This window comes from Paraflavitalea sp. (assembly GCF_059502485.1).
Window position 1 is genome coordinate 1,742,149 of sequence record NZ_JCACET010000010.1, and the last position, 14,772, is coordinate 1,756,920.

The window sequence follows — 14,772 nt, forward strand, 5'->3', positions numbered from 1 at the left end:
TAATTGTTATTCTGGTTGTTGTGCCGGAACGGTGGTGCTATCGTCAGTACGAACGGGACGCTGTGCCACCAGCCTTATATTGATGGACTGTCCCGGACGTATCATGCTTACAGTGCCATCGGGCATTAGCGGTGTTGGCATTTGAGTGTGTATGTATGCAATGCTGGTATCGGAAACAGAACCATCATACGCTATGGAGCCAAGAATCAACCCGTATGATTCGAGGAGTACACGGGCTTCTGCATAAGTTTTGCCAAAAAGATCAGGTACGGGCAACTCTTCCTGCCCCAATCCACTACCCAATACGAGGACAATACCACTTCCCATAGCTATTTTGGTACCGGGCTTTATGCGTTGTCCTTTGTAGCGTACTTCTATCACTGCGTTTTTAGCGAAGTTTGTTTCGTACAGCGTGTCATCCAGTTTAAGGCCATATTGTTTTAGTGCAAGTTGTACGCTGCGGAATGTTTGTCCTTCGAGGTTGGGCATCTCTATCTCCGGCGGTACAGCTCTATTGATCGTAAGGTATACGGTGCGGTTTACTTTTACGATCGCTTCGCCGTCGGGGAACTGGCGTAATACGGCAAGTGCTTTGGCGGTATCGTTGTAGATGGAATCCTGGATCTCTACATCAAACCCCTGGTCTTCCAATATCTTTTTTGCCTGATCATAGGGCTTGCCTGTAACCGAAGGGATGACAAGTGTATCGCCATGTTTGGTCAGCAGGTTGAGGGACTGCAAAAAAAGGAATAGGAGAAGGATGATCAGAATGACCGCAAAAAGGATGTTCTGCCAAAGGGGTCGTGTGGTGATGAATTTGAACATAGTGATTTATTTCTTCGTTCTTCTGCTTAATGCATCTTCGATGAGGGATGAGTAGAAGTCTTTCAATGTCCATCCCATCACCTGCACCTGCTGGGGTACAATGCTGGCCTCGCTTTGACCGGGCACTGTATTTATTTCCAACATGTATGGCGCATTTTTGGCTTCATTGTATATAAAATCGATTCGCACTACTCCACGACAGTTAAAGGTTTCGTACACTTTGCGGGCTGTTTTCCGAATGGTATTGGCCATGTGTTCGTCAATGTTGGCCGGTGTTGTTTCTTCACTTTTGCCCTGGTATTTGGCCTCAAAGTCGAAAAAGTCCTTATGGGTAGTTACTTCTGTAATAGGCAGTACTATTATCTCTTTGGTTGTTTTGAACACGCCAACTGTAAACTCCCTGCCGGAAATGAACTCTTCTATCAGCAACTGGTCGTCTTCCGCAAAGGCTTTTTCAAGGGCGGCTGCCAGGTCTTCGGCTTTGTGTACTTTGCTCATGCCGATGCTCGACCCGCCATTGTTGGGCTTTACGAATACGGGCAGGCTAACTTGTTTCAGTATTTCTGCCGGGGCAACGGGTGTATGGCTGAAGACATGCAAAGATTTGGCCACATGTATGCCTGCGAAGGCTGCCACTGCTACCGTGTAGCGCTTGTTGAAGGTAAGGGCCGATGTGGCGGCATCGCAGGAGGTGTATGGAAGACCGAGGAGGTCGAAATATCCCTGGAGTTTGCCATCTTCACCGGGTGTTCCGTGGATGCCGATGAGCACGGCATCGAAGGTCACTTTCCTTCCATCTGCTGCTATGGAGAAATCGCTACGGTCCACGGCTATTTTACGGCCGGTAGAGGTTTCGTACCACCACCCTTCGGGGGTGATGTCTATTTTAAATACTTCGTATTTGCTGGTATCTATGTGTTTCTCAATGGTAAGTGCACTTTTATAGGATACGGCTGCTTCTGACGAGTACCCTCCGGTGACAAAGGCAATGACAGGCTTCATTTATATGTTTCGAATTTTCAGCAAATAAACGAAAAAAGCGGCGGGCTTGGTATAAATGTTTTGTTACAGCTATGTTGCTGTATATGAGGGGTTAGCAGGCTCAAAAAAAGGTGGGCTTCCCTGCAGTGCTCCTATGCTGGACGGCAGGGAAACCCACTTCATTGTAATGATATTGGCTGGTTATCTGCTCAGGTCAAATTCTTTGGGCGGCTCCAGCCCTCTCAGGTTACGAACAAAATAATCCCAGCGACGGCGCATCATGTAGGGTGAATAGGGCCCAAATCCATGGGCGCTGTTGGGGAAGACAATTAGATCGAAATCCTTATTTGCTTTTTGGAGTGCCTCTACTATCAGCAGGGTGTTGTAGGGTGGCACATTGTTGTCCATCAATCCATGGGCGAGCATGAGTTTGCCTTTCAGATTTTTAGCATAGTTCTGATTGGCCTGTGCCTCATAGTTAGCATTCTCTGCAAGGCCATTGTATCTTTCGCCCCAATCGTCCTCGTAGTTGCGGTTGTCGTGGTTGCCCGATTCGGAGATGCCTACTTTGTAGAAATCGGGATAACGGAACATAGCTGTAGCGGTAGCGAAGCCGCCGCCGGAATGACCCCAGATGCCAACACGGGTTGTATCGATGGGATATTGTGCTGCCAGCTGCCGGATGCCTCCGATCTGATCGGGCAGGGTGTTTTCGGCCATGTTGCCATAGCTCATGTCATGGAAGCTTTTGGAGCGAAAAGGATTGCTGGTGCCTTCGATAAGCACTACTATGAAGCCCAGCTCTGCCAACGCCTGGTGATCGCCACGTGATGCAGCAAATGACCAGCTACCAACACTTCCTCCCTGCGGTCCGGGATAGATGTAGTTGACCACCGGGTATTTCTTTGTGCGGTCCATGTTGGTTGGCGTAAATACGAGGCCGTAGATATCAGTTTTGCCGTCGTGTGCCATGAGCTTTACCGGCGTAGGTGGTTGCCAACCTTTCGCTTTCAGCTTGGACACATCGGCTCTTTCGAGTTCGAGGAGCAGTTTTCCATTCACATCGCGCAAGGCTGTTACCGGTGGCACATTGGGTTGTGACCAGGTGTCGATAATGTATTTTTGAGAGGGCGACCATGTTGCCTGGTGGTTGCCTTCGTCGGGTGTAAGGGAAACTAGGTTCTTTCCGTCGAAGCCGATCCTGTACAAGTGTGAATAGTAAGGATTGCCGGGTTCTTTGCCCACTGCAGTGAAAGTGATCTCTCTTTTCTTTTCGTCTACTTCCACTATTCTCGCTACTACGAATTGTCCTTTGGTGATCTGGTTTTTCAACTGGCCTGTTTGGGCGTCATAGAGGTATAGCTGCCCCCAGTCGTCGCGCTCGGAATACCAGATGAATTCGGATGTGGCTGGCAGGTAGCGCCAGTTGATGGCTCCCCGGCCTGACTCGTATTGGGTTTTTACCACTTCTTCAAACACTTCGCGAACCGCTCCTGTGCTTGCATTAGCGATACGCATTTTTGCTTGTTTGTGGTCGCGTGATGTAGACAGGAAGGCCACTTCGGTACCATCTGCTTTCCAATCCACATCGTCGAGTGCACCAGTACCCGATATATCATCAGTAAGGGAAGCTCTGTGTGGATCAGCAGGAATCTGCAAACGGATAACAGCCGGGTTTTCGACGTTAATGATAACGCGGTGTATCATGGCAATGTCTTTATCGCCGGGGAGGGGATATTTCCAGGCTCTCAATGTAGGCTTTCCTACATTGGTAGTGACGAGGTACATATCACTCACCTTGCGTTCGTCTTGCTGGAAGGTGGCTATCTTTTTAGAGTCGGGCGACCATTTAATGATAGGTCGATCACTGGATTTCCAACCGGCATTGTCGGTGGCGTATCCAAAGTATTGTATTCCGTCGGTGGTAAGTTGTGTTTCTTTTTTGGTAGCTACGTCACGCACCCAGAGGTTATAATTCCTGATGAATGCGGCCAGTTTGCCATCGGGTGAGAGGACGTCACTTCCTCCTCCACCTCTTCTGCCCATAGCAGGCGCCGGGGCTTCTGCTATCACAGCTCCTGTATCGGACAGCACCTGATTGGTTTTAAAGTCGTATTTCCATTTTTTCCCGTCAACTGCAAAAGAGATGCTTTTGGCGTCGGGCGCATACATGAATGTTTGAAAGGGCAAACGGTAGGGGGCTATCTGTTTACCTGTCGTTGTGGACAGTGCTGCCGCCAGTTTTTCCTGGTCGAACGCTGCTGCCTTCGTCTTTTTAGCCGGGTCTACCAGTATGAATTCCGTTCCTTTTTCGGTCGTTACCGTGTACCAGAACCGGTCTCCCGCCAGCCACACCGGGCGAACACTACTGCGATATACCAGGGACTCTGTACCAGCGCTGAGAAAGCTGGCCGCATGCTGGTAGTCTTTGACAGTCAATGAATCTTTTTGTTGCGCATGAGCGATCGCTGTTGTTGCAAACAGGGCAATGGAGAGGAGATGTTTCTTAGCCATAATCAGAAAAAGCCGGCCCGGGGCCGATGATTAGTGTTGAAAGATGTCAAGATAAGGATAAAATGAATAGGATGACTATGGCATAAAAATCGGAAAGGTGAAGGACGTTTGCCGCTTCACCTTTCTACAACGGGAAATATCACCCGCCTGCTATAAGTAGTACTAAGACTACATTCACTATTTGAATACTGTTAAGTTACGATTTTAAGATACCCTGTTCCAAATAAAGGGCGGGTTACTTATGCACACTTTTGTTAAAGGTGCATTTTTTCTTTTTTAGCCATGAGCTCTTCTACTGTTTCCTGGTACATTTCGTCAGGCACGCAGCAATCCACCGGGCAAACAGCAGCACATTGGGGCTCTTCATGAAAGCCCTGGCACTCTGTGCATTTATTAGGAGTAATGTAGTATGTATCAACGCTAACGGGCGCAAAGCGCGCTTCGGCATCCACCACTGTACCATCCATGAGTGTAAAAGAGCCTTTTACGTTGGTGCCATCGGTAATGGCCCACTCTACTCCTCCTTCATAAATGGCGTTATTAGGACACTCAGGTTCACAAGCTCCGCAGTTGATACACTCTTCCGTTATTTTGATAGACATATATTGCTTGAATTTTAATGGATCGAATACAGTTATTTTGCACGACAAATATACGCTGTAATGAATTTACAACAACGGATAGATTTACTGAAGCGCTTAGGTGAATATATTTTATCGACTGATAATCAATGGACCGCGGTCAAGGAAAGGGCTTCCCGTGAGAATGGCTGGTTTACTCCTGAATTCATTGATCTGAGTGTTCAAAACATTGCCCGCATCTTTTTAGACCCGGCTGCTTTGTCGGCCTGGGCTTCTCAATATGGTATCCCCGAAACACAATCTTCTGTCAAAAATGTTGGGATCGTGATGGCCGGAAACATCCCTTTGGTAGGGTTTCATGACCTGCTGTGTGTCTTTATGAGTGGCCACCGGCAAACGATCAAGCTCTCCTCCAAAGACGAAGTACTGTTGCGGCACCTGGTAGCTCAGCTGCATGCCTGGGAGCCTGCCACGGAGTCGCTTATTGGTATACAATCTATGCTAAAGGGTTGTGATGCTTATATTGCTACCGGCAGTAATAACTCTGCCCGGTATTTTGATTACTATTTTGCCAAATTCCCGCATATTATCCGCCGCAACCGTACTTCAGTGGCCATCCTGGACGGCAATGAAACGATAGAAGAGCTCGCGCTGCTGGCTGACGATGTGTACCTGTATTTTGGTCTCGGCTGCCGGAATGTGACGCAGCTGTATGTGCCGGAGGAGTATGACTTCGTGCCGCTGCTGGAAACGTTCAAGAAATACAGCGAGCTGGGTGACCATAATAAGTACAGAAATAACTACGATTATCAACTGGCTTTGCTGATCCTGAATAAGTCGTACTACATGACCAATGGCAGTATTATTCTGCATGAAAATGCATCTCCTTTCTCCCCCATCAGCCAGTTGCATTATTCTTTTTACAAGGACGAACAGGCTGTAGCTTCTTCACTATTGAACAATGCCGATATCCAATGTGTAGTTGGCAAGAAGTGGCTCCCCTTTGGGCAATCGCAACAACCGGGGTTAACAGACTATGCTGATGGGATCGATACACTTCAATTCTTGCTGTCGTTGTAGCTATTCCGGAAATTAAGGCAGCCGGCAAGACGTAAAGGCGGTAATCAAAGACAAAATTGCGGGCAGAACAGTTGTGCACTTCAAGCTACGAGCTGCGAGCCGCAAGCAGTGAACCTGTAATGACGTCAAAAACCTTGCAATAATTCAGATTACCAGGCTATTCCAGATAAGCTAACTCGCTGATTTTCCGGGTTTATTTTCTAAATTTGTATCACGAAGTACGAAGACTTTAGTAAATTAATTGTTAAACCGGGAGGTTGGTACGACCCTTATTCGTTTTGTGGTGTTAATTTGTTGTGACCGGGCATATAATTTGAATTTGTATATTTCCATCAGAATAAAAATTAAAAATTACACAGCATATGAAGTTTAAACAGATAGCAGCGATTGTGTTGCTGAGTGCTGCCACAACATTTGCTACCATGTGGGGCTACCAACGGTTTGCAAAGCAAGACACTTACGTTTACCAGAATGATAATAACGATAGTGGTAAGATTCCCGCCAACTACGCAGATTTTAAAGGGGTGATGAATGCGCCAACGGCCGACTTTGTTCCGGCTGCAAACGCCGCTATCCCCGCTACTGTACACATTAAAACAAAGGCTACACGTACGGCCAGCAACAATCTTCCACGCAGAAGTCCTTTTGGCGACATGTTCGATATGGACCTCGATGATTTTTTTGGTGACCGTTTACGGTCTGTTCCCCAAATGGCTTCCGGTTCCGGCGCCATCATCAGTGAAGACGGGTACATCGTTACCAATAATCACGTAGTAGAAGGGGCTGACGAGATCAATGTTACTTTGAATAATAAGAAATCTTTCAAGGCTAAGCTGATTGCCGCTGACCCCAGCAGTGATCTGGCTGTGATCAAGATTGAAGCGAAAGGTCTTCCTTTCCTGATCTATGGCAACTCTGACGATGTAAAAGTTGGTCAATGGGTACTGGCCGTAGGTTATCCGCTTACGCTCGAAACTACCGTTACCGCTGGTATCGTGAGTGCCAAGGGCAGAACGCTGGACATCAATAGCCGTCAAAGCCGTACGCCTGTAGAATCTTTCATTCAAACTGATGCTGCGGTGAACCCGGGCAACAGTGGCGGTCCGCTGATCAATACCGATGGTAAACTGATCGGTATCAACTCTGCGATCGCTTCTCCTACCGGCGCTTATGCGGGTTACTCTTTCACTATTCCGGTTAATATCGTGAAGAAGATTGTAGCCGACCTGATGAAGCATGGTACTGTTCAAAGGGCTTACCTGGGTATAGAATATCCCCGTGAGAACCTGAGCGACGAAGTGAAAGAGCAAAATGGCATCAAAGAGGGTGAAGGTGTGTTTGTACTGAATGCCCGTACTGAAGGCGCTGCCGCCGCTGCCGGCATCAAGAAGGGTGATATCATTACTAAAGTGAATGGTGTTCCTGTAGTGAATGCTGCTGATATGGTTGGCCAGATCGCTACTTTCCGTCCTGGCGATAAGATCAATATTACCTACAGACGCGAGGGTAAAGAAAATACTGTTGCTGTAACGTTACGCAATGAATCCGGCTCAACTGATATTGTCCGTACTTCTGTACTGGACAAACTGGGCGCCGAGTTGCAAACGCTGAGCAAAGAAGACGCGAAGGAACTGGGTGTAAACGGTGGCGTGGTAATCAAATCGATTGCCGGTAAAGGCGCCCTGAGCCGTGTACGTGTTCAGGAGGGTTATGTGATCGTAAAGGCTGATGGTAAAGAAGTGAAGACCGTTGAAGATTTCCGTAAGATACTGGAAAGTGCCAGCGGCAGTGTAAAGATTGAAGGTATGTATCCTGGTTATGAAGGGATCTATCCAATTGTGATCAACCTCAGTAATGCCAACTAAGCTTTAATCATAATAAATTGTTGCACGGGGCTTTCGAAAGAGAGCCCCTTTTTTTTAGTAGCAAAGCCAGAGGCTTTGAAACAGGCGTCACCAGCCAGAGGCTGGCGACTAAAGAAATGCTTTAATTAGTAAGTACCAGATAATCCCAGGGCTTGCAGCCGATGATCAGTTGAGGGGTAATGTTGAATGTTTTGTTGTCGAAGACATTGGTGAAGGTTCCCTGTACCTGGCGATCGGTCAATTGCACAGATACCGGCTGATCGGACAGGTTGAGCAGCACCAGCACCTGCCTGTTTTCCTGCCGACGTACAAACGCAAATACCTGTGTGTCCTGGGTGGTCTTTATGCGTTCTGGCTGTGTTCCATGTGCATTGCTCAATGCAGGATGCTGTTTGCGTAATTGGTTCAGCACTCTATAGAAATCGTGCAGTTGGTTATTCCCGCTCCATTGTATAGGATCTTTGTCGAAGAATTTCAGCCTTTTCAGGTTAGGTAATTCCTGTCCGCTATAGATCAATGGTATGCCTTTCCACGTGGCGTTGAATGCGGCAAGGGCTGTAGCTGCACCATTGTATTTTTCGTATTCGGTTCCGTTCCAACTGTTCTCATCATGATTGGCGGTAAAGAATAATGGGCAGGTGCCGGCGGGATACTCTTGCTGGTAGGTATCTAACAGTGCCAGTAGTGTTGTGAGGTTGAGTTCTTTCTTGTAAAACTTCTCGGTCTGGTGCATCCAGCGCCAGGCATAGCAGGTATCAAATACATCGAGGTAGGGTATGTCTTCTGTTTCGCCCAACCAAAATAACGGCTTTAATGGGTCGAGGGCTGTACGTGCCTGCCGCCAAAAGTCGAGCGGCACCAGGTGTGCCATATCGCAACGGAATCCGTCGATATTGCATTCTTTGATCCAAAACTCCATGGCTGCTATCAATGTGCGGCGCATAGACTGGTCGTAATAATTGAGGTCTATCACATCATCCCATCCGTTGGTATCGTAGAATTTTCCGTTGATGTCTTTTTTGTAAAACTCAGGGTTACTGGTGGTCCATTCATGATCGAGGCCGGTATGGTTGGCCACCCAGTCGATGATGACTTTCATGCCTGCTTCATGGGCTTGCTGCACCAGCTTTTTGAAATCTGCTACTGTTCCGTATTCAGGATTGGTGGTCGTATAGCTTGAACAGGCATAATAGCTGCCGAGGGTGCCTTTCATGCCTGCTTTGCTGATGGGTGTGATGGGCATGAACCAGAGTAGCTCTACGCCCATAGCTGCCAGCCGGGGAAGATGGTTGGCAAAGGCTGCAAATGTTCCTTCGGGCGTATATTGTCGGAGATTGACTTCATATATATTGGTATCATTGCTCCAGGCTACTGGTGTAAAGCGTTTCGACATAGGTATTTATGGTTGGACACGGCACGAATATAGGCCATCTGGCGGATATGATGCATTCAGCGTCAACTTTGTACCTTTGCAGGAATGAAAACGTTCAATGTTCCCATCATATATCGCAGTCCGCTGATCAATGCCATTAAAAGCAAGCGGAAGGCAGAGGATAAGATGAAGAAGGATTTTACCCCTACCCTGTTGAACCTGGGCCCGCTACATATTTACCTGGCCCGCCATTTCGGCTTTTGTTATGGGGTAGAGAACGCTATTGAAATCTCTTTCCGCACGATCGATGAGAATCCCGGCAAGCGCATTTTCCTGCTCAGTGAAATGATCCACAATCCGCAGGTGAATGCCGACCTGCAGCAAAGGGGTGTTCAGTTTTTACAGGATACTTATGGTAATCAGTTGATCCCTTTTGAGGACCTGAAGCCTGAGGATGTGGTGATCATTCCTGCTTTTGGCACCACATTGGAAATTGAACAAAAGCTCAACAATTTTGGAATCCCTACAGAGAAATATAACACCACTTGCCCTTTTGTTGAGAAGGTATGGAACCGCAGTGAGCAGATTGCTAAGAAGGGTTACACCATCGTGATCCATGGCAAGCCCAGGCATGAGGAAACGCGGGCCACTTTTTCGCATGCAGCAGAGAATGCTCCTTCTGTGATCGTGAATGATATGAAGGATACGTTGTTGCTGGCACAATTTATTACCGGCGAAAAAGATGCTGCTGAATTTTATACCAGCTTTGCCGGCCGCTATTCCCCGGGTTTTGATGCTGCGAAAGACCTGCAGCGCGTCGGCGTAGTGAACCAAACTACTCAACTGGCTACTGATACACAGGCCATTGCTGATTTCTTAAAGCAAACCATGCGTCAGCATTATGGTTTGAATGATAGCAACATTGGTGAACGGTTTGCCGACACCCGCGATACGCTGTGTTATGCTACGAATGATAACCAGACGGCTATTACGCATATGTTGCATACGCCTGCCGACCTCGCCATCGTGGTAGGGGGCTATAATTCTTCGAATACCACGCACCTGGTAGAACTGTGTGAAGAGAAGTTGCCTACTTATTTTATCAACTCCGAAGAGAAATTACTTTCTGCAGAGCATGTGCTGCATTATAATTACCATACTAAAGAGGAATTGTCTACGACCAACTATCTACCAACACAGGAACCTGTACGTATCCTGATCACCAGTGGTGCTTCCTGCCCGGATGCATTGGTGGAAGGAGTGATACGGAGGCTGGCTTCGTTTTACGGGGTGGAGGGGAATGTTGAAGAGTTGGTTACTGCATTTAATGGATGAGTTGTGTTTCTTTATTTAACTGCCACTTCTTAGTTAGCTGCTGGATTGTTTTTTTGTAGGCTTCCAGGGCGGCTTGCTCTTGTTTGATAAAGGTGTTATCGGACAGTTTGCCCAATACTTTATTCATGGCTTCAGTGGTTTCGTACACCATTTTCCGGAAGGGATTACGGTAGTCTTTTGCCCTTGAATCATAAATACCTTTTACCATCCATTCTTTGACCTGAACGCTTTGTGTAAACAGGTCTTTGAGTATCGCTGCTGCATTGGCCTTTTTGAATTGTATGCTATGTACTTCTCTCAGTGCGGCCAGCGCATGTAATAGCTTCTCGTATTGGTAGCTTTGTGCCTGTTGCTGGTAGAAGGTATGTATATCGTTCCAGCCTTTTACACGACCGGTATGTATTTGTTTAATGAGCTTTTCCAACGCGGTACGCAGGATCAACTGTCCACCTGCATTCACCCACTGTGAAAGTACTGGTTTGGCCGGCAATCCTTCTGTCAATTGCTCCAGTGTCTTGATGCTATTTCCGCTTGTATATTCCAATACCTGTTGTACGGTATAGTACACCACCAACTCTTTGTATATACGGTAAGCAGCGGCTACTTTGACCAGCAGGATGGGCCTGTTGGCATTTTCAAAGCCTTCTGCCAGTATTTCCAATTCGTCGATAACAGGGTCATTGTCTTCCAGCAGTTTTTTACCGATGGCTATAATTTCTTCCTCTGCCATCTTTTTACGACTACTTTCTTTCCTGAACCATGCTTTTCCGGTGTATAGCTGGAGCATGGTGATGGCTTGTACGATCTCATTGACTGAATCGGGCGCCAGGAAATTAAATTCTATGGGCTGCGTTTTGTTGATACGCTTGTCGCGGTCAACATATTTCCAGGAGTTGCGCGCCAGCGCATACATGTTGTATAGAAACCAATAGGCAGGCATTACTACCAGCCTGTTGTGGGTAACATCGTTGCTAACGAGTGAGAAGGGTATGCGTATGTCCAACTCTGCCGGGAAATCGCCTTTGGCTAATATGGTGTAGGTGGCAAAACGTGAATTATGTTTGATGCTTACGCATAGGCCGGGCCAGAAGCCACGTCCCGCTACGAGTTCTCCATCCGGGCTGCGGGAGTTGTGGTTGGACCCAATGGTGGCGCCTGCCGCCATATTGCTTTGTCCCTGCACCAGGGCTGCACATAGGAATGAGTTGTTGTGGTGCTGCTCATGGGCAGGAAAGATGAGTGAATTCAATACTTCGCAACAGGAGATCGTAGAGTTATCGCCCAGGTACGAGTTGATCAACCGGGCGCCATATTTCAGTTGTGAATGGGAAGCCAGGAAGAAACGTACAGCCTTTACACCATAGAACAGCCGGCATCCGTAACCAATGATCCCGTTTACCAGCTCGCACCCCTCGCCTACCTGTGTATGTGCCTGGGCCGATGAGTTGATGGTAACATTTTTGATCTTATTGGCTCCTTTGATGTAGGCATCTGTTCCTATGTTTACATCTTTGATGATGCGGCAATTCTTGATCACTGTGCGGTCACCAATGGTGCCATAGTAACCGCGACGATTATCGAACTTTTGCTGGGTAAATTGTTTGAGTTTATCCTGCAGCACTGTATCATCGCGAAACTGTGTCCACAACCAGGCATCGCCAGGCAACATGCCATCGAAGGGGACGATACTGCGTCCGCCGTTTTCATTGCATACTTCGAGCCAGATACGAATGTTCTCTGCTTCTCCTTCTTTCAGGATACCATTGCCAAACTTCGCATGGTCGGTCGTAGCTATTTCATTGATATTGACAAGTATTACCTCGCTGCCCGTGATGTAGTGGGATAGAAAGTTGACATTGTCGACAACCACATTGTCGCCAAAGTCGCAACTAATGATGGTGCTGTTATACAGACCTACCGGTCTGCGGAGGTTATGGTATTCGAGGTAATAGGGCTCCAGTTTTCCGATGCGCACCAGGCCGAAGAACTTACAGTTCTGTACCAGTTCGGGCAGGAAAGCATCTGACACCAGGATGTTATTCCAATTGTCGGAGGTATTGCGGTTACGCACCAGTACTTCTATTTCATACGCTGTAAGCTGACGGTATTTTATACCGTTCTCATTTTGCTGGTTGCGCAGGTAGTATTCATCTTTTCCTTTGGGAAGGTATTCTTTAGGAACGAAGTGGTACCCTAATGTATTGAGCGGACTTTTTTTGATAATGTTCATACACAATTGCCCGTTAGCTACGAGCGTCGAGCTTTACGCTTCGAGTGTTTATTCAACGGTTACGCTCTTGGCGAGATTTCTTGGTTTATCTACGTCCAGTTGTTTAGCCACGCCAATATAGTATGCCAGCAGCTGCAATGGTATTACGCTCAACATCGGCGCCATCAGCTCATCGGCAGCTGGTACTACAATAACATCATCGGCCATTTTGCTGATGATCTCATCGCCTTCTGTGATAACAGCAATTACTTTCCCTTTACGGGCTTTGATCTCCTGGATGTTGCTCACGATCTTTTCGTGGTAGGAGTCTTTTGTAGCAACAAACACTACCGGCAGGGTTTCATCTACCAGGGCGATGGGTCCGTGTTTCATTTCTGCAGCAGGGTATCCTTCTGCGTGTATGTAGGAAATCTCTTTCAACTTCAAAGCTCCTTCCAATGCAACGGGGAAGTTATATCCACGGCCCAGGTAGAGGAAGTCTTTAGCGTCTTTATATTTCTCAGCCAGTTTGCGTATGGCTTCGCTTTGCTTGAGTGCTGCCGGTACTTTCTCCGGTATTTCATGGAGTTCGTTCAGCAGGTGCATAAAGCGTTTGTTGTCGATGCTGCCTTTTTCGTAAGCAATTTTCAGAGCTATCAGCGTCAGTACTACCAATTGGGCAGTAAATGCCTTGGTACTGGCTACGCCTATCTCGGGACCTGCGTGTGTGTAAGCGCCTGCATGTGATAAACGGGCAATGGAAGAGCCTACCACGTTCACCACACCAAATATCAATGCGCCCTGTTCTTTAGCTTTTTCTATAGCCACCAGGGTATCTGCCGTTTCTCCGCTTTGTGATACGGCTATGATCACATCGCCTTTGTGGATGACCGGATTACGATACCTGAATTCTGAAGCGTATTCCACTTCTACCGGTATGCGGCAAAGCTCTTCGATAATGTATTCGGCGATCAACCCGGCATGCCAGCTCGTACCACAGGCCACGATGATGATGCGGGAGGCGTTCTTTAATTGCTCAATGTTGTTTTGAACGCCTGCCATCGTGATGGTGCCAGCGGTGGCATCGAGACGGCCGCGTAAGCAGTCGAAGATGGTATGTGGCTGTTCAAAGATCTCTTTCAGCATGAAGTGGTCGTAGCCACTTTTTTCTATGGCCGCCAGCTCCATATCGAGCTTGGTTATGAATGGCGTGACCTTTTCGTTACCCAGGTTTTTGAGGATAAGCTCATCGGGTCGTATGATGGCCAGCTCATAGTCATTGATATATACTACTTCCTTGGTGTATTCTATAATGGGTGAGGCATCGGAAGCAAGGAAATGTTCTCCTTTGCCAATGCCTATTACCAGAGGGCTTCCTTTACGGGCAGCGATCAGGGTATCGGGATGGTCCTGATCGATCAATACGATTACGTAGGCGCCTGTTACGCGCTTGAGGGCAATGCGTACTGCTTCTTCCAGTCCACACTCATTGTTGAGCTGAATGTCTTCTATGAATTTGAGGAGTACTTCTGTATCGGTATCACTGGTGAAGGTGTATCCTTTCTTCTGTAGTTCGCCTTTGAGCTGGGTGTAGTTTTCGATGATGCCATTGTGTATCATGGCCAGCTTGCCATTGGCGGAGATATGGGGGTGTGCATTGCGATCGCTGGGTTCGCCATGGGTGGCCCAACGTGTGTGGCCGATGCCTGCATTGGCGTGGAGGTCTTTTCCCACAAGGCTTTCTTCGAGTTCGGCTACCTTTCCTTTCTTCTTGTATACTTTGAGTCCGCTATTGAGCAGGGCTACTCCGGAACTATCGTATCCCCGGTATTCGAGTCGTTTCAAACCTTTCAGGATTACCGGATATGCTTCTTTGGGTCCAATGTAGGCTACGATTCCGCACATATTATTAATTTCTTGTTATGGTTCTTTTGACAGGATTGACCGGATATCTGGTATCACAGTTTTTATTCTGCAACACAAACGGTTGCAATATATTGAATATTATGC

At 47.5% G+C, this 14,772-nt stretch carries 10 protein-coding genes; 3 read left to right on the top strand and 7 right to left on the bottom strand.

Going from position 1 to position 14,772, the window contains the following annotated elements; translation table 11 throughout:
- Positions 1 to 6: 6 nt before the first annotated feature.
- The 4 genes from AC5JBY_RS24170 to AC5JBY_RS24185 form a co-directional block, all read right to left on the bottom strand.
- On the bottom strand, positions 7 to 825 hold the full coding sequence (locus AC5JBY_RS24170) for a PASTA domain-containing protein (RefSeq protein WP_495907236.1): 819 nt from the start codon (positions 823 to 825) through the stop codon (positions 7 to 9).
- 6 nt (positions 826 to 831) lie between these two features.
- Positions 832 to 1,827 (bottom strand): D-alanine--D-alanine ligase, encoded by a 996-nt coding sequence (locus AC5JBY_RS24175; protein WP_495907237.1) that lies wholly within the window; start codon positions 1,825 to 1,827, stop codon positions 832 to 834.
- Between the two features lie 180 nt (positions 1,828 to 2,007).
- On the bottom strand, positions 2,008 to 4,320 hold the full coding sequence (locus tag AC5JBY_RS24180; protein WP_495907238.1) for a S9 family peptidase: 2,313 nt from the start codon (positions 4,318 to 4,320) through the stop codon (positions 2,008 to 2,010).
- Positions 4,321 to 4,574: 254 nt separating this feature from the next.
- Entirely contained in the window at positions 4,575 to 4,922 is a 348-nt protein-coding gene (locus AC5JBY_RS24185) for a 4Fe-4S dicluster domain-containing protein (RefSeq protein ID WP_495907239.1), read from the bottom strand.
- Between the two features lie 60 nt (positions 4,923 to 4,982).
- On the opposite strand from AC5JBY_RS24185, the gene AC5JBY_RS24190 reads away from it, so the two are divergent.
- Positions 4,983 to 5,981: an acyl-CoA reductase gene (locus AC5JBY_RS24190; RefSeq protein WP_495907240.1), complete on the top strand. Its 999-nt coding sequence runs from the start codon at positions 4,983 to 4,985 to the stop codon at positions 5,979 to 5,981.
- Positions 5,982 to 6,343: 362 nt separating this feature from the next.
- The gene (locus AC5JBY_RS24195; RefSeq protein WP_495907241.1) at positions 6,344 to 7,846 is read left to right on the top strand and encodes a trypsin-like peptidase domain-containing protein; all 1,503 of its coding nucleotides are present in this window, start codon (positions 6,344 to 6,346) and stop codon (positions 7,844 to 7,846) included.
- Between the two features lie 121 nt (positions 7,847 to 7,967).
- Here AC5JBY_RS24195 and AC5JBY_RS24200 read toward each other — a convergent pair whose 3' ends face one another.
- Entirely contained in the window at positions 7,968 to 9,239 is a 1,272-nt protein-coding gene (locus tag AC5JBY_RS24200) for an alpha-amylase family glycosyl hydrolase (protein ID WP_495907242.1), read from the bottom strand.
- Between the two features lie 84 nt (positions 9,240 to 9,323).
- Here AC5JBY_RS24200 and AC5JBY_RS24205 point away from each other — a divergent pair, with 84 nt between their 5' ends.
- Positions 9,324 to 10,553, top strand: coding sequence for a 4-hydroxy-3-methylbut-2-enyl diphosphate reductase (locus AC5JBY_RS24205; protein ID WP_495907243.1), 1,230 nt, complete (start codon positions 9,324 to 9,326; stop codon positions 10,551 to 10,553).
- Here the strand turns inward: AC5JBY_RS24205 and AC5JBY_RS24210 are convergent.
- Positions 10,543 to 12,783, bottom strand: coding sequence for a DUF4954 family protein (locus AC5JBY_RS24210; protein WP_495907244.1), 2,241 nt, complete (start codon positions 12,781 to 12,783; stop codon positions 10,543 to 10,545). The genes AC5JBY_RS24205 and AC5JBY_RS24210 overlap by 11 nt on opposite strands.
- 48 nt (positions 12,784 to 12,831) lie before the next feature.
- Positions 12,832 to 14,667 (bottom strand): glutamine--fructose-6-phosphate transaminase (isomerizing), encoded by a 1,836-nt coding sequence (glmS, locus tag AC5JBY_RS24215; protein WP_495907245.1) that lies wholly within the window; start codon positions 14,665 to 14,667, stop codon positions 12,832 to 12,834.
- Positions 14,668 to 14,772 lie beyond the last annotated feature (105 nt).

Excerpts from the sequence above, each read along its gene's own strand:
- AC5JBY_RS24170 (WP_495907236.1), bottom strand. The coding sequence starts at position 825 with ATGTTCAAATTCATCACCACACGACCCCTTTGGCAGAACATCCTTTTT.
- AC5JBY_RS24175 (WP_495907237.1), bottom strand. The coding sequence starts at position 1,827 with ATGAAGCCTGTCATTGCCTTTGTCACCGGAGGGTACTCGTCAGAAGCA.
- AC5JBY_RS24180 (WP_495907238.1), bottom strand. The coding sequence starts at position 4,320 with ATGGCTAAGAAACATCTCCTCTCCATTGCCCTGTTTGCAACAACAGCG.
- AC5JBY_RS24185 (WP_495907239.1), bottom strand. The coding sequence starts at position 4,922 with ATGTCTATCAAAATAACGGAAGAGTGTATCAACTGCGGAGCTTGTGAA.
- AC5JBY_RS24190 (WP_495907240.1), top strand. The coding sequence starts at position 4,983 with ATGAATTTACAACAACGGATAGATTTACTGAAGCGCTTAGGTGAATAT.
- AC5JBY_RS24195 (WP_495907241.1), top strand. The coding sequence starts at position 6,344 with ATGAAGTTTAAACAGATAGCAGCGATTGTGTTGCTGAGTGCTGCCACA.
- AC5JBY_RS24200 (WP_495907242.1), bottom strand. The coding sequence starts at position 9,239 with ATGTCGAAACGCTTTACACCAGTAGCCTGGAGCAATGATACCAATATA.
- AC5JBY_RS24205 (WP_495907243.1), top strand. The coding sequence starts at position 9,324 with ATGAAAACGTTCAATGTTCCCATCATATATCGCAGTCCGCTGATCAAT.
- AC5JBY_RS24210 (WP_495907244.1), bottom strand. The coding sequence starts at position 12,783 with ATGAACATTATCAAAAAAAGTCCGCTCAATACATTAGGGTACCACTTC.
- glmS (WP_495907245.1), bottom strand. The coding sequence starts at position 14,667 with ATGTGCGGAATCGTAGCCTACATTGGACCCAAAGAAGCATATCCGGTA.